This window comes from Sphingosinithalassobacter sp. LHW66-3 (assembly GCF_050703275.1).
GTDB lineage: Bacteria > Pseudomonadota > Alphaproteobacteria > Sphingomonadales > Sphingomonadaceae > Sphingomonas.
In genome coordinates this window covers 2,405,972-2,431,628 of sequence record NZ_CP193482.1, presented here as the reverse complement: position 1 = coordinate 2,431,628, position 25,657 = coordinate 2,405,972, and the positions used below count along the sequence as shown (strand labels likewise).

Here is a 25,657-nt window from a genome sequence, read left to right as displayed (position 1 = left end):
TGAAGCACTTGCCACAAGGGCAAATATGTAGGACAGTAAAAAACCGCTCCGGTTAGGATGGGTCATGATCACTGCCATTCGCGAAGTCCGCCGCGCCAAGGGACTGACGCTCGACGATGTCGCGCGCCGCTGCGATCCGCCCACTACGGCGCAGACGATCGGGCGGCTGGAAACCGGCACCCGCACGGTTTCGGTGGCCTGGCTCAATCGCATCGCCGCCGCGCTGGAGGTCGACGCCGCCGATCTCGTCCGCCTTCCCGATCGCCCCGACATCGCGGTTGCCGCCGTGCTTGACGGTTCGGGAGCGCAGGCGCCGCGCCGCGCCGCCACGGTCGCCCCGCCCCGCGCCGAACCCGAAATGGTGGCTGTGACCGTCACCGCCGGGATCGGCGACTATCGGGCCGGGGACGCGATCTGGTGCGAGCGGCTGCCGCCCGAGGAGTTCGCCCGGGCGCTCAACCGCGACGTGCTCGTCCCCCGCCCCGCCGGGCGGTTCCTGTTCGGCCGGCTGATCGGGCGCGAGGATGGCAAGCTCCACCTCCTCCCGCTCGGTGCAGGAGCACGGCAGCAGGTCGTCGCCAACCCGCCATGGATCGCAAGCGCGGTCCGCCTCGTTCGAACGCTGTGAGCAACAGCGACGGCACCAACGGGAAGGGCGAGGATCGCACCGATCTCGCTGATCGGCGCACCGACTATGCCGAGGATCGCACCATTCTCGCCAACGAGCGCACCTTCGCCGGCTGGGTGCGTACCGGCCTTGCCGCGGTCGGCATCGGCGTCGGCTTCCACGCCCTGTTCGGCTCGATCGAGCCGCCCTGGGTGCCGCGCGCCGTCGCCAGCTTCTTCGTCGCGGTTGGCGTGATAATCGTCTGGAGCGCGCAATATCGCGCCTGGAGAGTGCTCAAGCGGCTCAGTGCGCATCGAGTCGAGGAGATTCCCCGCGCCTATGTCTGGTTGATCGCAGTGGCGGTGACGCTGGGCGGCGGCGTATTAGTTGCAGGATTCTGGCTCATGAGCGACTATTCGGGAATCTGACGCCGCGGCTTCGCGCCGGGTCGGTGGCGACCCTCCGGCGAGGTCGCGCTGGATCGACAGGAGGATCCGCCGATGCCGACCCTATTTGCAATGATGCTCGCGTCGCTGGCGCCGCCGATCGCGCCCGCCCAGGACGGCGGCTTCATACTCGCCAATGAAACCGGACGCGAAATCAGGATCGTCGAACTCACCCCTGCCGAAGCCGGCGCCTGGGAGAGGCCGCGCGATCCGCGTGCCGTGACTCCGATTCCCCCCGGCGCGCGCGCGACGATCGCCTTCGTCCCGCCGCGCAACCGCTGCCGCTTCGACCTGCGAACCACCTTCGCCGACAATCGGACCGCCGTCTTCAGCGGCATCGATCTATGCAACCAGCCGGATATCACGCTCCGGATCGAAAACGGCATCCCGCGTCACCGAGTGGACTGAGGCGCTGATTGTCGTCCAATGGTGGGCGGTGACGGGTTCGAACCGCCGACCCTCTCGGTGTAAACGAGATGCTCTACCAGCTGAGCTAACCGCCCACGGCGCATGCGATGCCAAAGCGCGCGCGTGCTGGCAAGTCGCTGCGCGCGCGGGTCAGACGAGCGAGAGCCCCTGCCGCTTCACTGCGGCGCTATAGGCGCGCATCGCCTGCAGCCCCTTTTCGCTGAGTGCGATATACGCACGCCGCCGGTCGTTCGGATCGGCATTGCGCTGAAACAGGCCAGCCTCATGCATCGTGCCGATCCAGCGCAGCGCCGTCGTCGGCGGCACGGCCGCCGCGATGCAAAGGCTCGAAACGGACACGCGCCGGTCCTCCAGCTCCGCCGCGAACAGGTCGAGCAGCATGTCCCAGGCGGGGTCGGCGAACAGCTCGTCGGCGAAAAACTGACCCCGCATCCGTCGGGTTCGGATCACGGCGCGGATTTCCTGCGCGCTCGCCCCGGCCGTTTCGCCAGCATTCTCCGGCCCACGATAGTCGCTGCCGGGCTCGCGCAGCCCGCCGCCACGCCGGTCGGCATCCTCGCCTCGCGTCAGCCGCGCCAGCGTGTCTGCGATCCGGGCGACTTCCTCGTTCAGCCGCCGAAGCCGCGCCGCCTCGCCGTCGCGCGAAGCATCGTGCAGCTGCGCGGACGGACGTTGCCCGGCGGCGAGAAGCGCCGCCACGCGCTCGGCCGTGCCAGGATCGCAGAGCAGTTGCGCCCCGCTACCGAGCAGCCGTGCCGCGGCGATGTCGATCTGGTCGGGCGCGATCGCCGCCACCACGGCCGCCGACTGTGCCTGCGCCGATCGCGCCGCCGCCGCGAGCGCTCCGTCGAACAGTGCGGCGTCCACGCCGCGGCCTTCGATCGCGATCACATCGAAGCCGACCTGCTCGGCAAGCCGCGCCTCGGCCTCGGCGAAGCCGATCCGCCTGCGCAGCCGCATGCCGGAAAGCGCCAGCGCTTCGGCCGCCGCCTCCGCCGCGGGGGTCGAATCGGCGATCAGAAGCGCGTCGGGCGCCATACTGTATCCGTCGCCAGCGGCCGAGAAGGATGCAGACATGCTCGCCCCCGAGTTCATCTTCTGTTCCATTGATGCCGCATTGCTCCGAAACGGTTGAGTCGAGTCCGGTCCGTTTCGGAGTAACTCGGGCGGATCATCCCGGCGCTCGCAAGGATTTGCATCGGCTTCGGAGCGGTCGGCGAGCCGACGTGCCTGTCCGTGGATCAATCCGCCTCGAAATCGCGGTCGGAGTCGGGCTCGAAGTGCGGATCGGCGAACGCACCGCGTTCGATCAGCACCTCCCGCGCCGCAACCGCTGTCGCTCCGGTCAGCAGCACGAACACGATCAGGCCCGCGATCATCATCAGGAGGAGCGTCAGCAGCATGCCGCCGGCGGCTGCCATGGTAGCCGGCGCCTGTGTCGCCACGTCGGCTGCGAAAGGATCGGCGGTCATCGCCGGGAAATTGGCGCCGATCGTTCCGATCATCGGCAGGCTCGCGACGAGGACCAGCAGGATGGAGATCACGATGATGATCAGATACGCGCCGAGGAGCGGCCAGAAATGGCCCGAGGAAAGCTCCCAGCCGCTGTCGAGCGTGAAACGCCGGTAATGAAAGCTCGCGGGCAGGATCAGCGACAGCTTCACCCAGAGCACCAGCCATCCGGCGATGAACAGCAGCAACACGATGGTCGAGGCGATGTCCATCGCCACCGGATCGCCGCCCGCCGCGAGCCCCAGCGCCGATCCGATCAGCCCGAGGATCAACGACCCGAAAAAGGCCAGGACCATCATCAGGATGCCGAGCAGCAGAGTCAGACCGAGCGTGCGCAGTTCGTCCCTGCCGAAGCGGATCGATGCGCCGCCACTTTCTTCCGGACGGAGCACCGCCCGATAGACTGCGTTCATCAGCACCGCGGCGAGCGCGTAATAGGCAAGGTACATCAGCAGTGTGAGCAGGATCGACTGGCCGCTGAACGACGCGAGCGCTTGTTCCGGATTGGCCCCGGCGCCAAAGCCGCCGGCCATCATCGCACCGCCCAGCGCTCCCATGAAGACGATGCTGATCAGCACGATCCCGCCGAGATAGACCAGCCCCCACAGCGCCACTGCACCGGGCCGCCGCGCGATCAATCGAAACGCGCCGCCCACGATCGAACCCACCGTCACCATCGTTTTTCCCCCAGAAACCGTGGTCAGTCGAGCGCCTTGACGATCTCCTCGACCATCTTCTTTGCGTCCGCGAGCAGCATCATCGTGTTGTCACGATAGAATAGTTCATTGTCGACGCCGGCATAGCCCACGCCACCCATCGATCGCTTGATGAACAGCACGGTCTTGGCCTTTTCGACGTCGAGCACCGGCATGCCATAGATCGGCGAGCTTTTGTCCGTCTTCGCCGCGGGATTGGTCACGTCGTTGGCGCCGATCACGAAGGCGACATCGGTCTGGGCGAACTCGCTGTTGATGTCCTCCAGCTCGAACACGTCGTCGTAGGGCACGTTCGCTTCGGCCAGCAGCACGTTCATGTGCCCCGGCATGCGCCCCGCCACCGGATGGATGGCGAACTTCACGCGCACGCCCTCCTCCTTCAGCTTGTCGGTCATCTCGCGCAGCACGTGCTGCGCCTGCGCCACCGCCATGCCGTAGCCGGGAACGATGATCACCTGTTCGGCCTGGCTCATCAGGAAGGCCGCGTCCTCGGCCGATCCGCGCTTCCACGGCCGGTCGATCTTCTCGCCGCCGCCGGCCGCGCCGCCGCTGTCGGCGCCGAAGCCGCCGGCGATCACGCTGATGAAGCTGCGGTTCATCGCGCGGCACATGATGTATGAAAGGATCGCGCCCGAGCTGCCCACCAGCGCGCCGGTGATGATCATCGCCGTGTTGCCCAGCGTGAATCCCATCGCCGCGGCGGCCCAGCCCGAATAGCTGTTCAGCATCGACACCACGACCGGCATGTCCGCGCCGCCGATCGGAATGATCAGCAGGAACCCGATCAGGAACGACAGGCCGGTGATCGTCCAGAACACCCAGGGGCTCTGGTCCTGCAGGAAATAGGCGATCAGCCCCAGGATCGCGGCGAGCAGGGCCAGGTTGATCGCATGCCGCGCCGGCAGCAGGATCGGCGTGCCGCTCATATTGCCGTTCAGCTTCAGGAACGCGATCACCGATCCCGAGAAGGTGATCGCGCCGATCGCCACGCCCAGACCCATTTCGACGCGGCTGACGCGGTTGATCGCCTGGAACGGCTCGCCGATCATCGGGATCACCAGATCGGCGATGCCGAAGGCCGCTGGATTGAGAAACGCCGCCGCGGCGACGAGCACCGCAGCCATGCCTACGAGCGAATGGAACGCCGCCACGAGCTGCGGCATCGCCGTCATCGCGATCCGCTGCGCGATCAGCCAGCCCACCGCGCCGCCGATCGCGATCGCCGCGATCAGCTCGACGGGGCTCGCGATCTCGTGCGTGACCAGCGTGGTGACGATCGCGATCGCCATGCCGATCATGCCCATCCGGTTGCCGCGCCGGCTGGTCGCGGGCGAGGAAAGCCCGCGCAGCGCCAGGATGAAGCAGACGCCGGCGACCAGATAGGCCAGCGCCACCCAGGGGTTCACGGGAGCCGCTTCGTGCATCAGTCGTTCCCCCGAATGTCTTGCTGAGCCGCACGCGCGTCGCGCGCATTATCGCGCAGCGCCATGTCCTTGCCGACCTGGTATCCCCCTAGAACGCAAAGCGACACGACCGCCACGGGAAGCGCCACCCGCAGGCTGCTGCGCGCGGACCGAAGCACGCTGCTGTCCCCCGCCACGGCTCAGCGCTCCTTCTTCTTGTACATCGCCAGCATCCGCTCGGTCACGGCAAAGCCGCCGAAGATGTTGACGCTGGCGAGCGCCACCGCGACCAGCCCCAGCCATTTCGCGACCTCCTGCCCCGCCGCCATCGCCGCGATCAGCGCACCGACGACGATCACCGAGGAAATCGCATTGGTCACCGCCATCAGCGGCGTGTGCAGCGCCGGCGTCACCGACCAGACGACGTAGTAGCCGACGAAGCAGGCCAGCACGAAGATCGACAGGATCGCGATGAAGTCCATGGGTCCGCCTAGCTGTCGGTGAGAAAGGAATCCTGCGGCAGAAAACGGCCGAGCCGCCCCGCCTGGGTCGTGAAGACGCAATAGGCCTCGCCGTCGATGCGCACGCCGAAGGTGTTGGTGCCTTCGAAGCCGATGCGCACGACCGACCGCTCCGGCCCGAGCGCCTGGCGTACGCCATTGCGTCGGTAGTCCGAACGATAGCCGAGATTGTTCTGAATCCAGCCCTCGCACGCGCGCACCGCCTGCGGCGCCACCCCGTCGCTCGAATGGCCGCATCCGCCCAGGCCCGCCGCCACTGCGGTCATGGCGAGCCGCGGGATCATTGCGCGAGCAGCCGCGCGTTCACCACTTGCCCGCCGCGCGTCAGCCGGATCGCCTGCGCGATCTCGTCATCGTCGGGCAGCACGGGCCGCCCGGCCTCCTTGTCCCAGAAGACGGAGAGGAAGTTGAACAGGTTGCGCGCGAACAGCGCCGATGCGTCCGCCGCCAACCGGCTCGGCACGTTGCGGTGTCCGACGATCTTCACGCCGTGCTTCTCGACGATCTCGCCCGCGAGCGCGCCTTCCACGTTACCGCCCTGCTCGACAGCCAGGTCGATGATCACGCTGCCCGGCCGCATCGAGGCGACTTGTGCATCGCTGATCAGGCGCGGCGCCGGCCGGCCCGGGATCAGCGCAGTGGTGATGACGATGTCCTGCTTGGCGATGTGGCTCGACACCAGCTCGGCCTGCGCCGCCTTGTACTCGTCGGACATTTCGGTGGCATAGCCGCCGGTGCCTTCGCCCTCGATGCCTTTCACTTGCTCGACGAAGATCGGCTTGGCGCCGAGCGACAGGATCTGCTCCTTGGTCGCGGCGCGCACGTCGGTGGCGCTCACCTGCGCGCCCAGCCGCCGCGCGGTCGCGATCGCCTGCAGCCCGGCGACGCCCACGCCCATTACGAACACGCGCGCGGCGGAGACGGTGCCCGCGGCAGTCATCATCATCGGAAAGGCGCGGCCATATTCGGCCGCCGCATCGAGCACCGCCTTGTAGCCGGCGAGATTCGACTGGCTCGAGAGAATGTCCATCGATTGCGCGCGCGTGATGCGCGGCATGAACTCCATCGCCAGCGCCTCGGCACCGAGCGCGGCATAGCCATCGACACGCGCGCGCTCGCCGAAGGGATTGAGCCCGGCCACTATCCAGGCGCCCTGCTTCAGTCCGGCCAGGCTTGCGGGATCCGGGCCCTGCACGCCGAGCAGCATATCGGCGCCGGCGATCACCTGTGCGCGCGGACCCAGCGTGGCGCCGGCCGCGGCATAGGCGTCGTCGGAGATCGAAGCGCTTGCGCCCGCGCCGGTCTCGACCGCGACCTCTGCGCCGAGCCCCGTGAATTTCTTGACCGTCTCCGGAGTTGCCGAAACGCGCCGTTCGCCGGCTGCGAGCTCCTTGAGGACGGCGATCTTCACTTCAGGGCGCGATCAGCAGGACGACGCCAAGAGCCAGGATCGCCACGATCACCGAGCCCCATTTCACCATCGACAGAAAGCCGCCGTAGGTCGCCCGATGAGCTTTTAGTTCGCCTTGTTCGGCCATTGCGCCAACTTCCCCTAAACGCAGCTGTTGCTCTTCCCTTAACCGGCCTCTTGTTCCTCCTCAAGAGTCGTGCGGCTTTGGCACGCTTAAGCCCGCCTTTACGCATTTTGCGTATCAATTCCGCTTCAATGCGGGACAGCAGAGACGAAGGACGGCGGATGACGCGAAACGGGCAGCGCCTCTTGATGCTGATCGACGACGAACCGGCACAGCGCCGCCTCGTCGCAGCCATCGCCGCGCGCCGCGGCTGGCGCACCATCTTCGCGGGCGAATCAGAAACTGCGATCGCCACCCTCGGCACGCCCGACGGAATGGCGCTCGATGCCGTAATTCTCGATCATTGGGCACTCGACTGCGATTCCGGGCAGCTCATCGCCGAACTGCGCACGCGCCGCCCACAGCTTCCGATCCTGATGCTCACCGCCAACGGGTCGGTCGCCGCCGCCGTTTCGGCGATGCGCGCCGGCGCCACCGATTTTCTGGTCAAGCCGCTCGCCTCGGAACGACTGCTCGCTGCGCTCGAGACCGCGGTCGGCGGCACCAGCTCGGGCGAACTGCGCCCACTCACCGAAAAGCTCTCGCATCCGCTCGCCTTCGACGAGATCGTGGGGTCCGCGCCCCAGTTCCGCGCCGCGCTCGCGATCGCCGCCAAGGCGGCACGCGCCCGCGTGCCCGTGCTGATCGAAGGCGAAAGCGGCGTCGGCAAGGAAGTCGTCGCCGAGGCGATCCATGCCGCCAGCCCCCGCTCGAAGAAGGAGATGATCTGCGTCAACTGCGGCGCCATCCCCGCCAACCTCGTCGAATCCGAGCTGTTCGGCCATGAAAAGGGCGCGTTCACCGGCGCATTCGAGCGCAAGATCGGCCGTTTCCAGGAAGCCGATGGCGGCACGCTGTTCCTCGACGAAATCGGCGAGATGCCGCTCGAGGCGCAAGTGAAGCTGCTGCGGGTACTGCAGTCGGGCGAAATCCAGCCGCTCGGTGCGCGCCACACGCGCGAAGTCGACGTCCGCGTCGTCGCCGCGACCAACAAGACGCTGATCGCCGAGGTCGAGGCCGGCCGCTTCCGCGAGGATCTCTATTATCGCCTCAACGTGGTCCAGGTGACGATCCCGCCGCTGCGCGACCGCAGCGGCGACGTTCCGGCGCTCGTCCGCCATTTGCTCGGCCGCATCGCCGTGCAGCCGGGGCTGCGGCCGCTCGGCATCACCGACGAGGCGCTGCAGCTGCTCGGCTCCTATGACTGGCCCGGCAACGTGCGCCAGCTCCAGAACGCGCTCTTCCGCGCCGCCGTGCTCTGCGAGGGGGATGCGCTCACCCGCACCGACTTCCCCCAGATCGCCCAGCTGGCAGCCGGAAAGCCCGAAAGCAGCGCCGCCAGCCAGCCTGCGACCGGCCATGCCGGAGTCACGCTGTTCCGGCCCGACGGCAATCTGCGCCCGCTGGAGGAGATCGAAGCGGACGTGATCCGTCTCGCGATCGGCCATTACCGGGGCCGCATGACCGAAGTGGCGCGTCGGCTCGGCATCGGCCGCTCGACGCTGTACCGCAAGCTGGGTGAATTGGGGATCGACCAGAACGCCGCCTGAGCCGCCGCCACGTCTGGAACACCCGCTCGCGTCATGCTTTGACGGGCCATGCGACTTTTGCCTCCTCTGCTGACCGCCGCCGCGGCGCTCGCGGCCTGTTCGGGCCAGTCGTCCGACCCGCAACCGCGCGCCACGCCGGGCGCCATGCCCACCGCCGAAGCATCGCCTGACCCCGTGCAGGCCCAACGAACCGGCGACGAATGGGTCGATTATCGGAACGCCCGGTTCGACTTCGCGATCGAGGTGCCGCCCGGGTTCGTCGCCACCGACCCGCCGGCCAACGACGACGGCCGCGTGTTCCGCAACGGCGACGCGACGTTGCGCGTGTTCGGCAGCAACAACGCGTTCGGGCGCGGCTTCGAGCAGCAGGTCGCCGCCGTCCGCGAAGGCCTTCAGGACGTCTCGGTCGTGAACGACGGGGTCGCCGTCTGGCGCGCGACCGGCACCGATGCGGACGGCGCGCGCGTCCACGTCCTGCTGTTGCGTCCCGACGACCAGCGGCTCGTCACTGCGCGCTTCTCGCATCCCTCCCGCCCGGGCTCGCCCTGGGAGCAGACCGCCGGGCGTGCGCTCGACAGCATGATGCTCGTCGGACGCGCCGGCCTGGCCAGCTTCCTCTACGATCCGGAGCGGCATGCGCTGGTCGACACCGAAATACAGCTGCCGCCCAGCTATGAGGAGACGCTGGATGCGACCAAGCTCATTCGCCGGGATCGCGCGGCCCAGCTCGGCCAGCGCAATTGCAGCTACGGCGAGTCCGGCCTCACCCAGCGCTGCGAGGCGCGCATGGAGCCCGGTCTCGCGATCGCGATCAGCGATACTCCGGTGGCCACTTTTCGCAGCCGCTTTCCGAGCGGAAGGATCGAGGAAGCCGATCTCGCCGGCCGCAGCGGCTTTCGCATCACCCAGGGGGCCGAAGGTTCGGGCTCCAGCTGGACTTTCCTGCCCGCCGGCGATCGCACGCTGATCGTCGAGCGGCTATGGCGCCATCAGGGTGGCGAGCCGACGACGGCGATGATGGGCGTCCTGCGCACCCTGCAGATCGAGCCGGACCCCGTCGGAGTGCGATGAGCGCGCGTTCACCGTGCTACCAGCGCCGCGTCGCGCATTCCGCGCCAGACACGCAGCGCCTGCGCGGTCTCGAACACATCGTGCACGCGGATCAGCTGCGCGCCTAGTTCCGCGCCTTTCAGCGCGAGCGCGATCGACCCGCCGAGTCGGGAATCGGCCGGCGCCTCGTGCGACAGCGCACCAATCATCCGCTTGCGGCTGGCCCCCAGCACGATCGGGCAGCCGATCCCGTGAAACAGCGCGAGCCCGTTGAGCAGCGTCAGATTATCCTGCAGCGACTTGCCGAAGCCCAAACCGGGATCGATCAGGATCTTCGCGCGATCGACGCCCGCCGCCGCCACTTCGCCCACTCGGCGGTCCAGCCAGTCATAGACTTCGATCAGCACGTCGCGATAGCCGCTGCCGCCATGCGGCTCCCTCTTCGGGTCGGGCGAATGCATCAGCACCACCGGTGATCCGGCCGCCGCCACCACTTCGAGCGCACGCTCGTCATGCAGCAGCGCCGCCACGTCGTTGACCAGATGCGCGCCCGCCGCGAGCGCCGCCTCCATCACCGCGGCCTTGCGCGTATCGATCGAGACGGCCGTCCCGCTGGCCGCCAGCCGCTCGATCACCGGTTTCGTCCGCGCGATCTCGTCGCCTTCCCACACCGCCTCAGCGCCGGGCCGAGTCGATTCACCGCCCACGTCGATCACCGCAGCGCCGTTCGCCGCCATGTCGAAACCCGCCTGCGCCGCTGCGGCGGGATCGTCCCAATGCGCGCCGCCGTCGGAAAAGCTGTCCGGGGTCACGTTGAGAATGCCCATCGTCGCCGGCTGGTCGAGCCGCAGCACGCGCTCGCCCAGCGTCAGCGGCGCGCGCGGCGCGGAAAGACGCGCGGCAAGATCAAGTAAAGCCGCCTCGTGCCCGGAGCCGCCGACGACCCGCGCGAAATCGCTGACCGGCACGCATCGCTGCGCGACCCGCTTTCCATCGACGACTGCGATCAGCTCATAGGCAGCGAACCACTGCAGCCCGCCCGCCAGCCGCGCCACCTCACTGTCGCGCCCCACCGGCGTGTCGACGAACTGGACGGGGCGAAGATAGCAGCGCGCGGCGATCGGGAGTTCCATTCGCCACCTCTACCGCGATAGCACCGGGGCTGTCGAAGGGCGTTCGTTCAGCGGAAAGCGGGCGCGCCGCTCACGGCTGGGTCGCCAGTAGATAGGTCTGGCGCAGCGCATCGATCGGCTCGAGCCCCGCCGCGCCCTCATGGTGCCAGAAGGTCCAGCCGTTGCAGCTCGGCGCGCCCTGCAGCGTCGCGCCCACCTTGTGGATCGATCCGGTCGCGCCGCACTCGCTGGCCAGCGATCCGTCGGCGCGCACCACTGCACGATAGCGGCGGCGCGCATCGGTCAGCACCGCGCCAGCCGTCAGATAGCCGTTCTCCACCAGCACGCCGAACGCCACCCGCGGCGCCGCCTTGGGCGCCTGCATCGTCGTCAGTGCGCTTTCATCGAGCGGGAGCGCCGCATCGATCCGCGCCTGCGCGGCCTCGATATAGGTGCCTTCGCGATCGATCCCGATCCAGCGCCTTCCCAGCCGCTTCGCCACCGCGCCGGTGGTACCGGTGCCGAAGAAGGGATCGAGCACGACGTCGCCCGGCTTGGTCGAGGCGAGCAGCACGCGGTACAGCAGCGCCTCGGGCTTCTGCGTCGGGTGCACCTTCACGCCGTCCTTCTTCAGCCGCTCCTGCCCGCCGCAGATCGGAAATTCCCAGTCGCTGCGCATCTGCAGCTCGTCGTTCAGCGTCTTCATGCTGCGATAGTTGAAGGTGTAGCGCGCCTTCTCGCCGGTCGAGGCCCAGATCAGCGTCTCGTGCGCGTTGGTGAAGCGCGTGCCCTTGAAATTGGGCATGGGATTGGCCTTGCGCCAGATGATGTCGTTCAGGATCCAGAAGCCCAGATCCTGGATCGCGGCGCCGACCTTGAATATGTTGTGATAGCTGCCGATCACCCAAATCGTGCCGTCGTCCTTCAGGATGCGGCGCGCCTCGGCCAGCCAGGCACGCGTGAACGCGTCATAGGCGGCCAGGCTGTCGAACTTGTCCCATGCGTCGGTCACTGCGTCGACATGGCTGCCGTCGGGGCGATTGAGGTCGCCGCCCAGCTGGAGATTATACGGCGGGTCGGCGAAGATCATGTCGACCGACTTGGACGGCAGTGCACGCATCGCCTCGATGCAGTCGCCCCGCAGGATCGTGTCGAGCGGCAGCGCTTCCACGCCCTTCGCCGCCGTTCCCGCGCTGCGCGCCTTTACCTTTTCCAACACCGTCATGCTTGCTGCCCCCTTGCCCGAGCCGCGCGATCCTGCGGATGGTTACCGGGTCGTCAAGCAATCATTGGTTAACGCCAAATCCTTAGATTTGGTTAATAATCCGGAACATTCCGGCATTGTGGCAGATGTTGAGTCTGCCACTTATCCACAGGCACGATCGGTGGGGTGTGGCCGGAAAGACTCACCTGGCGGCGGTACGATCGACGGCCAGGAAGCTCCGATTGGCGAGCAGTCCGGCCGACACCAGCGACACGAGCAGCCCGATCGGGAAGATCTCCGCCAGCGTGATCGCGAAGCGGAACAGCGGATCGGCATATTGGTCGGCGAAGGCGGCCAGCTCCGCCTGCGTTGCGGCGATCTCGGCCTCGGACGCACCGGCTGCGCGCATCCGCGCGACCGTATCGGCGCGATACTGGCCGACGAAATCCACGCCCGTCGCGAGCACGATTTCCCAAGTGATGGCATAGAGCACGCTCGCCACCAGAGTGATGCCGAGGCCCAGGCCCAGCGCGGGCAGGAACCGGATCACGCCGCCCTGCACCGCGTCGCGCCGGCGCTTGATCGCCAGGAAGATGGTGGTGAAGGCGACCAGCATGGTGAGATAGCCGATCGCCATGCCGACGCCACCTTCGGGCGGGCCGTCGAGAAGCACGTTCAGTCCGAACAGCGGGATCGCCACGACCAGGCCCGCGATGGCGCCGTAGGTGAGAATGGTCTTCAGCATGGTTTCTCTCCTGAATGCGATGGATCGTCCGCCGATCAGGCCTCGGGACACGGCGTGGAGCAATCGCCCGAACGGGTGATTTGCGCGAAATCCTTCTGCCGGGCGATGGAAATCCCACCCCGAGGGAACGTCCGCGCCGAAAGAGCATTACGCACGCGTAATATCGGAACGAAAGCGGAGCGGTCGGATGAAGAAGCTTTTCGTGGCGGCCGCGCTAACGGCGACCGCCTTCGCCACTTCGGGCTGCGTTGCGCTGCTCGCCGGCGCGGCTGGCGCCGGGACGGTCGCCTGCACCGAACGCGAGATCGACTGTCCCGTCGATTGATCCTTCTCCGCACGTGCCGCGGCGGAATTCGAGCGCAGTCGATCCGCCGCAGAAGCTAGCGCACGATCCCCAGCGCCCGCGCCTTCGCCACCGCGTCGGTCCGCCGGGTCGCCTTCAGCTTCGCGTAGAGCCGCGCGACGTGCGTCTTCACGGTGTTGGGCGAAACGCCCAGCGCCCGCGCGATCTCCTTGTTCGATCGCCCCGCCGCCAGCTCGAGCAGCACTTCATATTCGCGCGGAGAAATCCCCAGCGCCTCGCGTCCCGCCGGATTGCCGTCGAATGCTCTCGGCCAGGTGCGCGGCAGCAATCGCACTCCCGCGAACACGCCGAGTGCGAGGAATGCGAGCGCGATCACGAAGATCACCACATCGTCCGAATTGCTCCGCACCATCCGCTGATAATCGAGCCATTGCAGCGCCGCCGTCCCCAGCGCGAGCGCACCGCCGTAAAGCGCGATCGTCGGCCAGCCGTGGCTCAGCCGACGCGCCATCGCTCAGCCCGCCTTTTCGCTGGCGCAGGGTGAAGCAGCTCCCGGCAAGAGCCAATGGCTGCCGACGAAGAGCACCGACGCCTACTCCACCGCGACAAGCTGAACCGGCCCGAGATCCAGTTCCGCCTGCGCCACCCGGGCAAAACTCCGCCGATGCAGCGGCGTCGGGCCAAGCACCCTCAGCGCCTCCTGATGCGCCTTGGCCGAATAGCCCTTGTTCGATGCCCAGCCGTAGCCGGGATACTGCAGGTCATATTCGGCCATCATGCAGTCGCGCCGGTGCTTGGCCACGATCGACGCCGCGGCGATCGACAGGCAAAGCGCGTCACCGCCCACCACTGCCTGGCTCTGGTGCTCCCAGTCGGGGCAGCGATTGCCGTCGACCAGTACGAACGCGGGCGCGCCAGGCAGCGCCGCCACCGCGCGCGTCATCGCCAGCATGCTCGCCCAGAAGATGTTGAGCCGGTCGATCTCCTCGACGCTGGCCATGCCGACGCCCACCTGCGCGCAATCGAGCAACGCCGCGCACAGCGCGGCGCGCTTCGTCGCGGTCAGCGCCTTGGAATCGTCGATTCCGCCGGGCACGCATTTCGGGTCGAGGACCACCGCTGCCGCCACCACCGGTCCCGCGAGCGGCCCGCGCCCCGCCTCGTCAACCCCTGCGACCGGCCCCTTGTGCAGCCGGGCATAGCGGCGTTCATGTTTCAGATCAGGCATCGTCGACGCGCCATGGAGGAAAGCGCCGCATCTCGCCAGCCTGATAGAGGCAGATCGCATTGCCCGAAGGATCGGTGAGCCGCGCCTCGCGCCAGCCCCAACGCTGGTCGGTCGGCTCGCTGTCGAGGACGATACCCGATTGCTTGAGGAAGGCGACGGTGACGTCCAGATCGCCGCATTCGAGGAAGGTCACCGGCGCCTCGATATGATCGGTCGTCTCGATCGAAAGCGTCGCGCCGCCTTCGCTTTCGAAGCGCGAGTAGCGCGGGCCCGCGCGCACGATCTCCTTCAGGCCGAGCAGGCGATAAAAGCGCGCGCTTGCGTCATGGTCGCGCGCCGGCAGCGTGGCGTGGTTGAACATCGGTGCAAAGCGCGAGAGATTGAGGTCGAGCCGCACGCCCTGCTGTCCCATCGGCCCGTGCCCCTTGCCCAGCCCCGGCGCCTCGCGCATCGCCACGCGCACGAAGCGCCGCGCGCGCGCCACTGCTTCGGGCAGGCGCCAGTCCTTGGCGAGCTCCACTGCGATCGCACTGGCAAGCGTGCAGCCGGTGCCGTGATCCTCCGTGCCGTCGATCCGCGCGTCGCGCCATTCCATCTCGGGCGGATTGCCGTCGTCAGGACAATAGAGCCGGTCGGTCACCTGCGTGCCCTTGGCGTGCCCGCCCTTCACCAGCAGCGCGCAGCCGCGCTCGGCGACCAGAGCGCGCGCGGCCTTCCGCTGCGCCTCGACATCGCCCGTCGCCATCCGCGAAAGCGCTTTCAGCTCGGGCAGATTGGGAGTGGTCACGGTGGAAAGCCGCATCAGCCGCTCGAATGCGGCGATCGTCGCTTCGTCGGCCAGCTTCGCACCCGAAGAGGCGATCATCACCGGATCGAACACGATCGGAATGCCGGCGAGCTCCTCCAGCCGCTCGGCGACCGCCGCGGCGGTGCGCGGCGATCCGATCATCCCGATCTTCACTGCGTCGACGCCGAGATCGCCGATGCACGCGTCGATCTGCGCCAACACCATGTCGGTCGGCACCGGATGAACGGCATCGACACCGGTCGTGCTTTGCGCAGTGATTGCGGTAATCGCGGTCATCGCATGGCCGCCCAGCATCGTGACGGTCTTGATGTCCGCCTGGATGCCCGCGCCACCGCCCGAATCCGAGCCGGCGATGATGAGAACGCGTTGTGTCGCCACATTGACTCCGGTTCAGAAAATCCGCTCCTACTGAGCGTGTTGAAATACCGTCCTTCTTCCGCGCCAACGCTAGGAAAAAGTGCAGGCCTTCTACAAGCCCGGCCCGCGCGCTAGCCCTGTGTAAGATCCTCTCCGCACCGGCCACATCGCTTTTCCGCCCAAGGTGCCCAGTAAAAACGCTTCTGAAATAGCGATTTAGAGCAGCGGGGACACTTCAAATCCATAATCCATGCGGTCGAGCTGATGACCAACACAACCCCCGCCGTCGTGACTAACGGCATTAGCACCTTGAAGGGAAAACCAAGGGCTCCCAGTCCTAGCGGAACGCACCAAAAGATCGCCGCCGCGGCCGCTGCGGTGACCCACAAAACGCGATTAGCCCGGGCATAAGGGCTATCGGATTTCTGTTCCTGTTTCACGCCGCGATCACCTGCGATACCGCCGCTCGTTCGAGCCCGGATTGCGCTTCAGCCGCTCGCCGGTCCGAGTCGGCCGGTCGACCAGTTCGCCGCCGCAGTTCGGGCAGCGCTCGTCCAGCGCGTCGGCACATTCGGCGCAGAAGGTGCATTCGAACGAACAGATGAATGCGCCATGCGCATCGGCGGGCAGATCGGTGCCGCAGCGTTCGCAATCGGGGCGCATCTCGAGCATGGAAGGATGTTCTATCTCAGCTGACGAGATCCGCAATTCGCGACTCTCAAGAACCTGCGGCCTGTTCGAGATCAACAGAAAATCTCCGGTCCTGGTCGCCCGCTCCCCTGGGTGGGCCGATGTGGCCAGCCTCCGGTCGAACATGAACTGAACCGGCCGCGCCCTACCGCTCATCGCCGCGCCCGACGAGACATAACCATCTGGCGCGACGAGCGTTCGAAGCAGCGCCGCCTCCGGGACGGACGGTTCTCAGCACCTGCGGCAGCGGCTTTACGCGGCTGGTCTCACCGCGTCATGGTAGCTGTTACCGCCCTCGTCGACGCTGCCGCCGACCAGTCGCAATCCTGCCTTGTCGCACAGCCGGGCATATGCCGCTTGCCCCAGCGATCGGGAAGTCCGTCCCGTCAGCATGTCCTGCCACTCGCACGCCTCGCGCGGAGCGGTGAACAGGAACCGCCCACCGGGGACGAGCGCATGCGCAATGCGGGCGATCAGCCGAGCCTGATCTTCGGCGGCAAGGAGGAAGATCAGCCCAATCGCGACCGCAGCGTCGAAGCGCCTTCCGAAAAAGCCGCTCTCCTGCGCAGCCTCGCAAACGTGCTGCAGATTGGGAAACTCCCTCCCGAACGCGGCGATCAAGGCAGGCGACGCATCGATCCCAAAGAGCTCGAAACCGTCCTCGGCCAGCGCCCGGGTGATCGGAATGCCGGAACCGCATCCGACATCGACGATCGCACCGCCAGGTCGCACCTTTTCGCGTGCCCAGGACCGCACCGTCGCGGCTCCGACATCTGAACGCACGGCCATGAACCTGTCGGCGACGGCGTCCCAACCTTCCGAACGATCGACAGGCATCCCAGCCGCTCCAACCAGCCCTCCCCCGTGACCGGGGCGGGAAGCAATGTGCCCGATGGCGCCGCTACGCCGCCGCAACCCGCACCGCGTCGCACACCCGGTCGACCACCCGCTCCACCTGCGCGCGATCGTCGCCTTCGGCCATCACCCGGATGACCGGCTCGGTGCCCGATTTGCGAATCAGCAGCCGACCGCGCCCGTCGAGCTCGGCCTCGACTTCGGCGATCGCCTCCTGAACCGCCGCGTCCTCCAGCGGCGCGCCGCCGCCGAACCGCACGTTCTTCAAGATTTGCGGAAGCGGGTCGAAGCGGTGCAGCACTTCGCTCGCCGGCGCTCCGGCGCGCGCGAGTTCGGCAAGCACCTGCAGCGCGGCGACCAGCCCGTCGCCGGTCGTCGCATAGTCGCTCAGGATGATGTGTCCCGATTGCTCGCCGCCGACGTTGTAGCCCGATCCGCGCATCTTCTCGAGCACATGCCGGTCGCCGACCTGGGTGCGGATCATGCCGAGCCCCTGCGCCGCCAGATGTCGCTCGAGCCCGAGGTTCGACATCACCGTCGCGACTAGGCCGCCGCCCTGGAGTCGCCCCGCCCGCGCCCAGCCGCTGGCGATCACCGCCATCAGCTGATCGCCGTCCACCACCCGGCCGGTCTCGTCTGCCACGATCAGCCGGTCCGCGTCTCCATCGAGCGCGATGCCGATGTGCGCGCCCGATGCAACGACTGTCTCGCACAGCGCTTCGGGAGCGGTCGATCCAACCCCGTCATTGATGTTCTTGCCGTTGGGCGTGACTCCGATCGCGATCACTTCGGCGCCCAGCTCCCAAAGAGCCGAAGGCGCCACCTGATAGGCCGCGCCATTGGCGCAATCGACGACGATCTTCATTCCATCGAGTCGCAGCACATCGGGGAAGGTCGATTTGGCGAAGTGGATATAGCGCCCCCGCGCATCCTCCACGCGCCGGGCACGCCCGATCTCGGCCGAGGGCGCGAGGGCGGTCTCGCTATCGATCAGCGTCTCGATCGCCAGCTCGTCGGCGTCGGAGAGCTTGTAGCCGTCGGGGCCGAACAGCTTGATGCCATTGTCGGCGAACGGATTGTGGCTCGCCGAGATCATCACGCCCAGGTCCGCGCGCATCGACGTCGTCAGCATCGCCACCGCCGGCGTGGGCATCGGGCCCAGCAGCACCACGTCCATGCCCACGCTGGTGAAGCCCGCGGTCATCGCATTTTCGAGCATATAGCCCGAGAGGCGCGTGTCCTTTCCGATCACGACACGATGCTTGTGATCGCCGCGGCGAAAGTGCGCGCCGGCCGCCATGCCGACCTTCATCGCCATCTCGGCGGTCATCGGTTTCCGATTGGTGGCCCCCCGGATGCCGTCGGTGCCGAAATATTTTCTTGCCATGCCCTGTCTCTTCGCGACCTTGTACGAACGCGCGTGCCCCGTGATAGCGCGCAAAACAGTCAAGATCGAGCATGTCGCAAGCCACCCGCATCCTTCTGTCGCTTCTCGCCGGCCTGGCGCTGGGTATCGCCACCACTGCGGCATGGCCCGAACGCGCGCTCGATTTCGTCGACGTCGCCCAGCCGATCGGCACCGCGTGGCTCAATGCTCTGCGCATGACGATCGTGCCGCTGGTGGTCGCGCTGCTCGTCACCGGTATCGCCGCCACGGCGGAGGCGGCGCGGGCGAGCCGCCTTGCAACCCGTGCCATCGTGCTGTTCCTCGTGCTGCTCTGGATCTCGGCGGCGATCGGTGCGCTGCTCACCCCGCTGTTTCTCGATCTCTGGCCGTTGCCGGAGCAGGCCGCCGCGGCGCTGCGCGCCACCTTCGCGGGCGCCGAGCCTGCTGGCGAGATCCCGCCCTTCTCTGAATTCCTGTCGGCGATCATCCCGACCAATCCGATCGCCGCCGCCGCCAACGACGCCTTCCTCCCGCTCATCCTCTTCACCACCGTCTTCGCCTTCGCCGTAACGCGGCTCCCGGCCGAGCCGCGCGAGACGCTGGTGCGCTTCTTCCGCGCCCTGGCGGATGTCATGCTGGTGATGATCCATTGGGTGCTATGGCTGGCGCCGATCGGCGTGCTCGCCCTATCCTACGTCGTCGGCGCCCGTGCGGGCACGTCGGCGCTGGGAGCGCTGGCGCATTATGTGATCGTCGTCGCGGCGGTGGGCGGCGTGCTGTGGCTGCTCGCCTACCCGCTTGCGATGTTCGGCGGGCGTGTGCCGCTGGGCAGGTTCGCGCGTGAAGTGGGCCCCAGCCAGGCAGTCGCCATCTCCACCCAGTCGTCGCTCGCGTCGCTTCCGGCGATGCTGGCGGGCGCCGAGCGACTGGGCGTGCCGGTCGCCACCTCGGGCGTCACGCTGCCGCTGGCGGTCGCGATCTTCCGCGTGACCGGCCCCTGCATGAATATCGCGGTCGCGATCTATGTCGCCCATGTCTTCGGGATGGAACTGGGGCCGCAGCAGCTCGCCGCCGGCATTGCCGCGGCCGCGATCACCACGCTGGGCGCCGTCAGCCTTCCCGGTGCGATCAGCTTCGTCAGTTCGATCGCGCCCATCGCGATCGCGATGGGCGTTCCGGTCGAGCCGCTTGCGCTGCTGGTCGCGGTGGAAACGCTGCCCGACATCATGCGGACGGTGGCGAACGTCACCATGGACGTGTCGACCACCACCGTGATCTCCGCCCGCTCGGGAGACGTGCCCGAGCGCACCGAAGCCGACGCGCTGCTCGACGCGGAGTAGCGACTGCGGCGCACTTCCGCGCGCGGGACGCCCCGGTTCTCGGCGCGGGCCTGACGCAAGCTTCCGCACCCGCTCTTGCCTGCCTCAGCGGGACGTGATTAGAGTCGCCTGCACCGGCCGCGGAGCAGCGGCGGGCAAGAATGGCGCGTCATGATCCTTGAATGTTCTCAATGCCGTACGCGGTATCTGGTCCCCGACAGCGCGATCGGCGCGGAGGGACGCACGGTGCGTTGCGCAAGCTGCAAGCACAGCTGGTTCCAGGCGCCGATCATGCTCGACCGCTCGACCGCTGCGGCAAGCGCGCCTGCCCCCGAACCCGCAGTGGCGCCTACTCCCCGCGCGGCTCCGTCCAGCCAGCCGCAGCCTGCGCAGAGCAATGCGGTCCCGGGCTATGATCCCTTTGCCACCGAACCGCCGTTCAAGCCGCGGCGCAATCCCGCCAAGCGCTGGACCGTCGCTGCCGTCGTCGCGGGCGTCTCGATGCTGCTCGGCTCGGCCGCGATCCTGTTCACCGGCGCGCCCGGCATCGCCTCGCAGCTCGGGCTCAACATGGGAGCGACCGAGACGCCGCTGCGCTTCACCGAGAAGCAGATCGAGCGGCGCCCGCTGCCGAGCGGAAGCGAGCTGTTCGCCGTCTCCGGCAAGGTGGTGAACCCTACCGGCGAGCGGCAGCGCGTGCCCGACATTCGCGTCGAGTTGCGCGATGCGAGCGGCCGGCCCGTATTCGCCTGGCGGATCTCTCCGCAGGAGCGTTTCCTCGACGGGCAAGCTGCGATCGACTTCAATTCGGCCCAGCTCGACGTGCCGGAGGATGCCCGGGTCCTCGAGCTCAGCTTCGCAGGGGAACTCGGCGGCTGATCCAGGCCAGGCGAGCACCGTAGAGTAGCGCCGCCGTCACCATTCCGGCCGCCGACGCGAGCACCAGTGCACGCGCGCCCCAGCCGGCGTGGACGAGCGCGATGCCCAGCCCGCCGGTCACCAGGAAGTAGGAGACGATGCCGAGCAGCCCGGCGACCACCTGATCGCCGAGCGACCGTAGCGCATAGACCAGCACCACCTGCAGCCCGTCGAACAGGATGAACGGCGCCCACAGCAGCAGCATCGCAGTGGCAACCAGCTGCACCTGCGGCGTGGAGGGAAACAGGCTCACGACCGGCGCCGCGGCGATGAGCAGGAAGATCGCGCACAGTCCTGTGGCCGCTGCCGAGGCAGCGGCAGCGATCGCAGTGCGGCCCGCCGCTGCCTCGATCCGCCCCTCGCCCACGGCGTTGCCGACCCGCACGCCTGCCGCCGAGCCGAAGCCGAGCGCCAGGCCGAAGGTGATGTTGTGGATCGAAAAGACGATCTGGAACGCATGGGTGACTGCCTCGCCCAGTTGCGTCGACAGCGCGATCAGGATGGAAAAGCCCGCGATCTCCAGTCCGGAGGCGAGCGCCGGCATGGCGCCGAAGCCGATCAGCGTGCATGCCCCAGCCAGCGTGTCACGGCTCCGGAAGCCGCTCCAGTCGCGGACGCCGCGCTCGGCAGCTCCGGGCAGGGTCAAGGCCGCTGCCACCATCGCCGCCGCGCCCAGCGCGGTGACGATCGCAGTGGCACCGGCGGCGCCGACCGCGCCCATCTGTGGCAGCCCCCAATGGCCGCCGGACATTGCCCAGGCGAGGAGCGCATTGAGCGGCAGCATCGCGAGATTGACGGCCATCACGCGGCGCGGGCGGCTGACACCTTCGAGAAAGAAGCTCGCCGCGATCATCACCAGCTGGGGAAAAAAGGCGAAGGCCATGACCTGCACCACCCGAGCGCTCGCCGGCGCGAGATCGGCCGCCACGCCGATCGCGAGCAGCATCGGCAAGGCGAAGACGAACAGGATGGCGCCGCCCGCGAGACCGAGCACCGCCGCGAGCGCCAGCCCCTGATGCAGGATCGCTCCGGTGCGACGCAGTTCGCCCGCGCCGTCGGCCCGCGCCGAGAACACGAGCACGCCGGTGAGCGCGCCGAGCGCCAGCACCACGCCGACGAAAGTGAGCGAGCGGCTCGCGCCCAGCGCGGCCACTTCGCCGGTGTCGACCAGGCCCACCACGATGATGTCGGTCACCTGGAGCAGCGTCCAGTTGAGACTGGTCAGCATCACCGGCCAGGCCAACGACAGAATGCGGCGCAACTCGGCGGAACGGGCAGGCGAGAGGTACATGACTGGACGCGGCCCTAGGCGGGTTTCGGGGTTGTGAGAAGCGCCGTAACCAGCAGTTGCAAGGTGCGACGCACGGTGCTAGGGGCGTCCGCCTGCCAGCCGCCGGAGCATGTCCGGCGGGGTTTTCACGTGCGGTCGTGGCGGAACTGGTAGACGCGCAACGTTGAGGTCGTTGTGGCCGAAAGGCCGTGGAAGTTCGAGTCTTCTCGACCGCACCAATCCTTCTTCTCCTCGCCCCTCCTCATCGGGCGAGGAGCCGCGCCGCTGCCTTCACAGCGAGCCCGGCGGCGGCGCAGGACCGCACCGGCATGACAGCAGAAGCTGCCCTGCAGCAGTCGTATCAAGCCGAGCACAATGCGTGGCGCGAAGATGTGCGGCGCTGGCGCGAGCAGCATCGGCACGCGCAGGAGGTGCTGCGCGCGATGCTCGAACAGTTCGGCGGAGACAGCCAGATCAATCGGCACATGACAGCGATCGAGCAGCATGGGACCGTGCTCGAACGCACCGGCGCAAGCCTGGGCAATATGGCCGACGAACATGCACGCCGGCGCGCGATGCATGAGGAAATGCGCGAGGCGCATCATCATCTGATGGACGTGATCGCGATGCTGGAACGATCGGTCGAGCGCCCGATCGGGCCGGCCGCACCGGCGGATCAGTGAGCAAGCCACGCCGCGAGTGCGGGCGAGCAGGAACGAACGCCGGCCATTGCGCCGGCTGATGCGGGGGCGCTGCTCTCCGGAACCGGCCGGCGGGCAGCGCCGCCATTTTCCGCGCCCGTGTTGGCGAAGCGCGGGATGTCCAATCAGAGTCGGTCGCGAACGCCGTCCGGATCCGAAGCCCGCGCGATAGGTTGCTTCAGGATCGCGCGGGGCGCGAAGCGGTTCTGGATGGTGGGTGCGCGCGGCCGCAGGTTCTGCTGACCGCGCACAGGCCCGTCGGGATCGCCTGTGGCTGGGGCGTCAGCGCAGCCGTGCAGCGATCCCGTTCAGCGTCTCGACGAGGCCAGCGAGTCGCCGCGCGACCGCATCGCCGCCGTCTGCCGGCGGCAACTGGCCGGCAAGCGCGGCCAACCGATCCGACAGCCCCACATCTGTGTTGCCGGCACCCAGCCGCAGCGCGGCGGCATCGAGTGCTTCGTCAAGCGCCGCGCGCATCGACGCGGACAGACTGTCGGTCCGTTCGAGCTGATCGAGAAAGGCTCTCGCGACCACCGGGTCGGCGGGCCAGTTGACCGGGAATTGCTGCTGCGGATTGAACACGCGGCCCTGATCCGCGAGCTTTGCGGCGGCGATCTCGTTTGCGGTCAGATGCGCGCTCGGCTTCAGCGCGAACACGTCGATCCCCCGGGCGATCTCCGTCCCGTAGATGCGGCCATCGTACCAATAGGCCGACCAATAGCCGCCCATCGCCATCTGGTCGGCATCGATCGGGCCGCGATCGAAATAGCCGATTTCGACCGGGTTCGCGCTGTCGGTGAAATCGATCAGCGAAAGCCCGCCCTGATACCAGGCCTGGATGAAGATATCCCGGCCCGGAACCGGGACGATCGCGCCGTTATGCGCGACGCAGTTTTCCTGTTCGCTCTGCGGCGCGGGAAGCTTGAAATAGCTGCCGAATTCGAGCTTGTTGGCCGCGCTGATGTCGTAGATCGCATCGGCGCCCCAGGTGCGCGGGTCATAGCTGCGGCAACGCGGACGTCCGCCACCGCCCCATTCGTCGGTGAACAGGACCTTGGTCCCGTCATTATTGAACGTGGCGGAATGCCAATAGGCAAAGCCGGGATCGGTGACGACATCGAGCCGCTTCGGCGCCCGTGGGTCGCTGATGTCGAAGATGATGCCGTTGCCCGAGCATGCGCCGGCTGCCAGATCCCGCGACGGGAAGACCGTGATATCGTGGCAATGATCGGTGCGCGCGGTGTCCTGCGTGCCCTCGCCATGATCGCCGCCGCGCCACAGGCCCGCCAGTTCCCCGGTGTCGGGATCGGCGAACACCGCGGGGCTTGCGACGATCCGTGCGCGCCCGGGATCCGCCACCGGGATCTCGACCACGTCGATGCGGAACAGCGCCGTGCGCTGGTCGCCCGGCACCTCGCCCACGCACCCGGCCAGCTCCTCGCCCGACCGCACCGATGCCGTGCCCGAGACATAGACGGTGATCACACCGTCCTCACCCGGGCCGGAAACGACCGAATGGGTGTGCGATCCGCGGCAGGTCTGCACCGCCCCCACCTGTCGCGGCCGCGTGAAATCGCTCACGTCGAAGATACGGATGCCGCGGAAGCGTTCCGCGCTGACATCTTCCTCCACTCCCTGAAGCCCGCAATCCAACCGGCCGCGCGTCTGCTCGACCGACATGATCAAGAGGTCGCCGACAATCGACACGTCGCCCTGCCCGCCGGGGCAGACAACGGAACTGATCAGGCGCGGCGCGCCGGCGCCCGCGATGTCATAGACATTGAAGCCATGATAATTGCCGGCGACCATCACATTGCCGGCGAAGGCCATGTCGGTGTTCGCAAAGCTCAGCAGCCCGCCGCGCTCGACGAAGCCGGGTTCACCGCCCGGCGTCTCGGCCAGGTTTGCCGGCTTGCGCTGTCGCAGACCCGCCGGATTCTCCGGATCGAAAAAGCCGGTCGGCTTCGGCAGCGAGGCGACAAGTTCGAGATTCGAGATCGCCGAACCTGCGTCGCGGAAACCAGCGCTCAGGCCCGCACGGGGATCGCTGGAAAGCCCGGCGAGCAACGCCGCCATCCGCCCGATCTCGGCCTGTTGCTCGTTGACGACATCGTTCGCAAATTCGAACAGATACGGATCGGTGGCGCTGCCTTGCTGGTCGTAGAGTGCCTCGACCATCGTGATTGCCCCCCGGTGATGCGGGATCATCAGCTCAAGGAACATCCGATCGAACGGCGTGCCGCTCAGCGTGGCGAGCTGCGCCATCTGTTCGGGCGTCGCCATGCCGGCCATCAGCGGCGTGTGCCCGTTGCCCATGTCATGGCCGCCATGCGCGCCGCCGTGATGCATGGCGTGCGGGCCGGCGGGGTCCGGTGCGTCGGCGCCCCGATCGCGCAACCACTGCTGCATGAACGTGATCTCGTCCGCCTGCGAGCCGCGGATCCGCTCCGCGATGGCAATCAGCTCAGGGCGATTGGTGCGCTCGGCGACCAGATTGGCCATCAGCACCGCTTGGTAATGATGCGGGATCATGCCTTGCATGAACCGGATATCCGCCGGTGTGTAGCGCGCCGCAGCCACCGAAGCGGCATCGCTGGCGCTCAGCGTCCGTGACGCCTGCCCGGGAGCTCCCGGTTGTACGATCGGCGCGTCTTGCGCAAGCGCCGGGACTGCGCATCCCGCAAGCAGGACCGTTACCAGGGAGGCGCGCAGAGGACGGCAATTCGCTTTCGGCATGAAGACGCTCCTGAAGTTATCTGACGGGACGTAACTCAATCGTCGAACATTCACCAATCGGTGCTGCTGCTAGAGGCCGGGTGCGACCGTGGGCGGCGTGAAATCGGCCGGAATGTCGGTGGTCGCAACGGGGGCCTGCTGCGCAGGCGCGCCGGTCGCGAGCAGCGCTGCCGACAAGAAAAATGCGATGGGCGATTTTCATCGGCGTTCCCCCT

Annotated in this window: 28 protein-coding genes and 2 tRNA genes; 10 read left to right on the top strand and 20 right to left on the bottom strand. The window is 67.6% G+C overall.

Annotation, left to right across the window (positions count from 1 at the left end):
• Positions 1 to 64 precede the first annotated feature (64 nt).
• The 3 genes from ACQ450_RS11910 (at position 65) to ACQ450_RS11900 (ending at position 1,461) form a co-directional block, all read left to right on the top strand.
• On the top strand, positions 65 to 628 hold the full coding sequence (locus ACQ450_RS11910) for a helix-turn-helix domain-containing protein (RefSeq protein WP_188053832.1): 564 nt from the start codon (positions 65 to 67) through the stop codon (positions 626 to 628).
• Positions 625 to 1,035 carry a YidH family protein gene (locus ACQ450_RS11905; protein ID WP_262503838.1) on the top strand — a complete coding sequence of 137 codons (411 nt, stop codon included), beginning with the start codon at positions 625 to 627 and terminating at the stop codon, positions 1,033 to 1,035. Before ACQ450_RS11910 ends, ACQ450_RS11905 begins: the two co-directional genes overlap by 4 nt.
• Positions 1,036 to 1,107: 72 nt before the next feature.
• Entirely contained in the window at positions 1,108 to 1,461 is a 354-nt protein-coding gene (locus tag ACQ450_RS11900; RefSeq protein ID WP_431469407.1) for a hypothetical protein, read from the top strand.
• Positions 1,462 to 1,480: 19 nt separating this feature from the next.
• On the opposite strand, the gene ACQ450_RS11895 is transcribed toward ACQ450_RS11900, so the two are convergent.
• The 9 genes from ACQ450_RS11895 to ACQ450_RS11855 all read right to left on the bottom strand — a co-directional run bounded on the left by ACQ450_RS11895 (position 1,481) and on the right by ACQ450_RS11855 (position 7,172).
• Positions 1,481 to 1,556: transfer RNA gene (locus ACQ450_RS11895), tRNA-Val, on the bottom strand.
• Positions 1,557 to 1,611: 55 nt separating this feature from the next.
• Positions 1,612 to 2,589, bottom strand: a complete 978-nt coding sequence (locus ACQ450_RS11890; RefSeq protein ID WP_431469406.1) for a winged helix DNA-binding protein — start codon at positions 2,587 to 2,589, stop codon at positions 1,612 to 1,614.
• Between the two features lie 134 nt (positions 2,590 to 2,723).
• Positions 2,724 to 3,671, bottom strand: a complete 948-nt coding sequence (locus ACQ450_RS11885) for a hypothetical protein (RefSeq protein WP_431469405.1) — start codon at positions 3,669 to 3,671, stop codon at positions 2,724 to 2,726.
• A 23-nt stretch (positions 3,672 to 3,694) separates the two neighbouring features.
• Complete coding sequence (locus tag ACQ450_RS11880) at positions 3,695 to 5,134, bottom strand: NAD(P)(+) transhydrogenase (Re/Si-specific) subunit beta (protein ID WP_188053828.1); 1,440 nt, start codon at positions 5,132 to 5,134, stop codon at positions 3,695 to 3,697.
• Positions 5,134 to 5,310, bottom strand: coding sequence for a hypothetical protein (locus ACQ450_RS11875; RefSeq protein WP_431469404.1), 177 nt, complete (start codon positions 5,308 to 5,310; stop codon positions 5,134 to 5,136). Before ACQ450_RS11875 ends, ACQ450_RS11880 begins: the two co-directional genes overlap by 1 nt.
• Before the next feature lie 3 nt (positions 5,311 to 5,313).
• Positions 5,314 to 5,595 carry an NAD(P) transhydrogenase subunit alpha gene (locus ACQ450_RS11870; protein ID WP_188053827.1) on the bottom strand — a complete coding sequence of 94 codons (282 nt, stop codon included), beginning with the start codon at positions 5,593 to 5,595 and terminating at the stop codon, positions 5,314 to 5,316.
• A gap of 8 nt (positions 5,596 to 5,603) precedes the next feature.
• On the bottom strand, positions 5,604 to 5,918 hold the full coding sequence (locus ACQ450_RS11865; RefSeq protein ID WP_431469403.1) for a hypothetical protein: 315 nt from the start codon (positions 5,916 to 5,918) through the stop codon (positions 5,604 to 5,606).
• Positions 5,915 to 7,045, bottom strand: a complete 1,131-nt coding sequence (locus tag ACQ450_RS11860) for a Re/Si-specific NAD(P)(+) transhydrogenase subunit alpha (RefSeq protein WP_431469402.1) — start codon at positions 7,043 to 7,045, stop codon at positions 5,915 to 5,917. The genes ACQ450_RS11865 and ACQ450_RS11860 overlap by 4 nt, the downstream gene beginning before the upstream one ends.
• Before the next feature lies 1 nt (position 7,046).
• Positions 7,047 to 7,172: an aa3-type cytochrome c oxidase subunit IV gene (locus tag ACQ450_RS11855; protein ID WP_188053824.1), complete on the bottom strand. Its 126-nt coding sequence runs from the start codon at positions 7,170 to 7,172 to the stop codon at positions 7,047 to 7,049.
• A gap of 158 nt (positions 7,173 to 7,330) precedes the next feature.
• Between ACQ450_RS11855 and ACQ450_RS11850 the strand changes: the two genes are divergently transcribed.
• Both ACQ450_RS11850 and ACQ450_RS11845 read left to right on the top strand, forming a co-directional pair.
• Positions 7,331 to 8,758, top strand: coding sequence for a sigma-54-dependent transcriptional regulator (locus tag ACQ450_RS11850; RefSeq protein WP_431471220.1), 1,428 nt, complete (start codon positions 7,331 to 7,333; stop codon positions 8,756 to 8,758).
• Positions 8,759 to 8,806: 48 nt separating this feature from the next.
• Positions 8,807 to 9,829 (top strand): hypothetical protein, encoded by a 1,023-nt coding sequence (locus tag ACQ450_RS11845; protein ID WP_431469401.1) that lies wholly within the window; start codon positions 8,807 to 8,809, stop codon positions 9,827 to 9,829.
• Positions 9,830 to 9,837: 8 nt separating this feature from the next.
• Here ACQ450_RS11845 and folP read toward each other — a convergent pair whose 3' ends face one another.
• The 3 genes from folP to ACQ450_RS11830 form a co-directional block, all read right to left on the bottom strand.
• A complete protein-coding gene (gene folP / locus ACQ450_RS11840) occupies positions 9,838 to 10,941 on the bottom strand; it encodes a dihydropteroate synthase (RefSeq protein ID WP_431469400.1) in 1,104 nt (367 codons plus the stop codon).
• A gap of 70 nt (positions 10,942 to 11,011) precedes the next feature.
• Positions 11,012 to 12,145 carry a site-specific DNA-methyltransferase gene (locus ACQ450_RS11835; RefSeq protein ID WP_431469399.1) on the bottom strand — a complete coding sequence of 378 codons (1,134 nt, stop codon included), beginning with the start codon at positions 12,143 to 12,145 and terminating at the stop codon, positions 11,012 to 11,014.
• A gap of 181 nt (positions 12,146 to 12,326) precedes the next feature.
• A complete protein-coding gene (locus ACQ450_RS11830; RefSeq protein ID WP_431469398.1) occupies positions 12,327 to 12,869 on the bottom strand; it encodes a DUF4199 domain-containing protein in 543 nt (180 codons plus the stop codon).
• Between the two features lie 187 nt (positions 12,870 to 13,056).
• Here ACQ450_RS11830 and ACQ450_RS11825 point away from each other — a divergent pair, with 187 nt between their 5' ends.
• Positions 13,057 to 13,194, top strand: coding sequence for a hypothetical protein (locus ACQ450_RS11825; protein WP_188053819.1), 138 nt, complete (start codon positions 13,057 to 13,059; stop codon positions 13,192 to 13,194).
• A gap of 55 nt (positions 13,195 to 13,249) precedes the next feature.
• Here the strand turns inward: ACQ450_RS11825 and ACQ450_RS11820 are convergent, their stop codons facing one another.
• The 6 genes from ACQ450_RS11820 to glmM all read right to left on the bottom strand — a co-directional run bounded on the left by ACQ450_RS11820 (position 13,250) and on the right by glmM (position 18,498).
• Complete coding sequence (locus tag ACQ450_RS11820) at positions 13,250 to 13,684, bottom strand: response regulator transcription factor (RefSeq protein WP_431469397.1); 435 nt, start codon at positions 13,682 to 13,684, stop codon at positions 13,250 to 13,252.
• 81 nt (positions 13,685 to 13,765) lie between these two features.
• A complete protein-coding gene (locus ACQ450_RS11815) occupies positions 13,766 to 14,401 on the bottom strand; it encodes a ribonuclease HII (RefSeq protein ID WP_431469396.1) in 636 nt (211 codons plus the stop codon).
• Positions 14,394 to 15,587, bottom strand: coding sequence for a bifunctional hydroxymethylpyrimidine kinase/phosphomethylpyrimidine kinase (gene thiD / locus ACQ450_RS11810; RefSeq protein ID WP_431469395.1), 1,194 nt, complete (start codon positions 15,585 to 15,587; stop codon positions 14,394 to 14,396). The genes ACQ450_RS11815 and thiD overlap by 8 nt, the downstream gene beginning before the upstream one ends.
• A 426-nt stretch (positions 15,588 to 16,013) precedes the next feature.
• A complete protein-coding gene (locus ACQ450_RS11805) occupies positions 16,014 to 16,238 on the bottom strand; it encodes a DUF1272 domain-containing protein (protein ID WP_431469394.1) in 225 nt (74 codons plus the stop codon).
• 270 nt (positions 16,239 to 16,508) lie between these two features.
• On the bottom strand, positions 16,509 to 17,093 hold the full coding sequence (locus tag ACQ450_RS11800) for a class I SAM-dependent methyltransferase (protein ID WP_431469393.1): 585 nt from the start codon (positions 17,091 to 17,093) through the stop codon (positions 16,509 to 16,511).
• Positions 17,094 to 17,157: 64 nt separating this feature from the next.
• On the bottom strand, positions 17,158 to 18,498 hold the full coding sequence (gene glmM / locus ACQ450_RS11795; protein ID WP_431469392.1) for a phosphoglucosamine mutase: 1,341 nt from the start codon (positions 18,496 to 18,498) through the stop codon (positions 17,158 to 17,160).
• A gap of 71 nt (positions 18,499 to 18,569) precedes the next feature.
• Between glmM and ACQ450_RS11790 the strand changes: the two genes are divergently transcribed.
• The gene (locus ACQ450_RS11790; RefSeq protein ID WP_431469391.1) at positions 18,570 to 19,838 is read left to right on the top strand and encodes a dicarboxylate/amino acid:cation symporter; all 1,269 of its coding nucleotides are present in this window, start codon (positions 18,570 to 18,572) and stop codon (positions 19,836 to 19,838) included.
• A 150-nt stretch (positions 19,839 to 19,988) separates the two neighbouring features.
• A complete protein-coding gene (locus ACQ450_RS11785) occupies positions 19,989 to 20,696 on the top strand; it encodes a zinc-ribbon domain-containing protein (protein WP_431469390.1) in 708 nt (235 codons plus the stop codon).
• On the opposite strand, the gene ACQ450_RS11780 is transcribed toward ACQ450_RS11785, so the two are convergent.
• Positions 20,668 to 22,026 carry an MATE family efflux transporter gene (locus ACQ450_RS11780; protein WP_431469389.1) on the bottom strand — a complete coding sequence of 453 codons (1,359 nt, stop codon included), beginning with the start codon at positions 22,024 to 22,026 and terminating at the stop codon, positions 20,668 to 20,670. The genes ACQ450_RS11785 and ACQ450_RS11780 overlap by 29 nt on opposite strands.
• A gap of 131 nt (positions 22,027 to 22,157) precedes the next feature.
• Between ACQ450_RS11780 and ACQ450_RS11775 the strand changes: the two genes are divergently transcribed.
• Both ACQ450_RS11775 and ACQ450_RS11770 read left to right on the top strand, forming a co-directional pair.
• Positions 22,158 to 22,244: transfer RNA gene (locus tag ACQ450_RS11775), tRNA-Leu, on the top strand.
• Positions 22,245 to 22,334: 90 nt separating this feature from the next.
• Complete coding sequence (locus ACQ450_RS11770) at positions 22,335 to 22,688, top strand: hypothetical protein (RefSeq protein ID WP_431469388.1); 354 nt, start codon at positions 22,335 to 22,337, stop codon at positions 22,686 to 22,688.
• 300 nt (positions 22,689 to 22,988) lie between these two features.
• On the opposite strand, the gene ACQ450_RS11765 is transcribed toward ACQ450_RS11770, so the two are convergent.
• Positions 22,989 to 25,238: a DUF305 domain-containing protein gene (locus tag ACQ450_RS11765; protein ID WP_431469387.1), complete on the bottom strand. Its 2,250-nt coding sequence runs from the start codon at positions 25,236 to 25,238 to the stop codon at positions 22,989 to 22,991.
• Positions 25,239 to 25,657: the final 419 nt, after the last annotated feature.

Coding starts and splice junctions, on each gene's coding strand:
- ACQ450_RS11910 (WP_188053832.1), top strand. CDS start 65: ATGATCACTGCCATTCGCGAAGTCCGCCGCGCCAAGGGACTGACGCTC.
- ACQ450_RS11900 (WP_431469407.1), top strand. CDS start 1,108: ATGCCGACCCTATTTGCAATGATGCTCGCGTCGCTGGCGCCGCCGATC.
- ACQ450_RS11890 (WP_431469406.1), bottom strand. CDS start 2,589: ATGGAACAGAAGATGAACTCGGGGGCGAGCATGTCTGCATCCTTCTCG.
- ACQ450_RS11885 (WP_431469405.1), bottom strand. CDS start 3,671: ATGGTGACGGTGGGTTCGATCGTGGGCGGCGCGTTTCGATTGATCGCG.
- ACQ450_RS11880 (WP_188053828.1), bottom strand. CDS start 5,134: ATGCACGAAGCGGCTCCCGTGAACCCCTGGGTGGCGCTGGCCTATCTG.
- ACQ450_RS11870 (WP_188053827.1), bottom strand. CDS start 5,595: ATGGACTTCATCGCGATCCTGTCGATCTTCGTGCTGGCCTGCTTCGTC.
- ACQ450_RS11865 (WP_431469403.1), bottom strand. CDS start 5,918: ATGATCCCGCGGCTCGCCATGACCGCAGTGGCGGCGGGCCTGGGCGGA.
- ACQ450_RS11855 (WP_188053824.1), bottom strand. CDS start 7,172: ATGGCCGAACAAGGCGAACTAAAAGCTCATCGGGCGACCTACGGCGGC.
- ACQ450_RS11850 (WP_431471220.1), top strand. CDS start 7,331: ATGACGCGAAACGGGCAGCGCCTCTTGATGCTGATCGACGACGAACCG.
- ACQ450_RS11845 (WP_431469401.1), top strand. CDS start 8,807: ATGCGACTTTTGCCTCCTCTGCTGACCGCCGCCGCGGCGCTCGCGGCC.
- folP (WP_431469400.1), bottom strand. CDS start 10,941: ATGGAACTCCCGATCGCCGCGCGCTGCTATCTTCGCCCCGTCCAGTTC.
- ACQ450_RS11835 (WP_431469399.1), bottom strand. CDS start 12,145: ATGACGGTGTTGGAAAAGGTAAAGGCGCGCAGCGCGGGAACGGCGGCG.
- ACQ450_RS11830 (WP_431469398.1), bottom strand. CDS start 12,869: ATGCTGAAGACCATTCTCACCTACGGCGCCATCGCGGGCCTGGTCGTG.
- ACQ450_RS11825 (WP_188053819.1), top strand. CDS start 13,057: ATGAAGAAGCTTTTCGTGGCGGCCGCGCTAACGGCGACCGCCTTCGCC.
- ACQ450_RS11820 (WP_431469397.1), bottom strand. CDS start 13,684: ATGGCGCGTCGGCTGAGCCACGGCTGGCCGACGATCGCGCTTTACGGC.
- ACQ450_RS11815 (WP_431469396.1), bottom strand. CDS start 14,401: ATGCCTGATCTGAAACATGAACGCCGCTATGCCCGGCTGCACAAGGGG.
- ACQ450_RS11805 (WP_431469394.1), bottom strand. CDS start 16,238: ATGCTCGAGATGCGCCCCGATTGCGAACGCTGCGGCACCGATCTGCCC.
- ACQ450_RS11800 (WP_431469393.1), bottom strand. CDS start 17,093: ATGCCTGTCGATCGTTCGGAAGGTTGGGACGCCGTCGCCGACAGGTTC.
- glmM (WP_431469392.1), bottom strand. CDS start 18,498: ATGGCAAGAAAATATTTCGGCACCGACGGCATCCGGGGGGCCACCAAT.
- ACQ450_RS11790 (WP_431469391.1), top strand. CDS start 18,570: ATGTCGCAAGCCACCCGCATCCTTCTGTCGCTTCTCGCCGGCCTGGCG.
- ACQ450_RS11785 (WP_431469390.1), top strand. CDS start 19,989: ATGATCCTTGAATGTTCTCAATGCCGTACGCGGTATCTGGTCCCCGAC.
- ACQ450_RS11780 (WP_431469389.1), bottom strand. CDS start 22,026: ATGTACCTCTCGCCTGCCCGTTCCGCCGAGTTGCGCCGCATTCTGTCG.
- ACQ450_RS11770 (WP_431469388.1), top strand. CDS start 22,335: ATGACAGCAGAAGCTGCCCTGCAGCAGTCGTATCAAGCCGAGCACAAT.
- ACQ450_RS11765 (WP_431469387.1), bottom strand. CDS start 25,238: ATGATCCCGCATCATTACCAAGCGGTGCTGATGGCCAATCTGGTCGCC.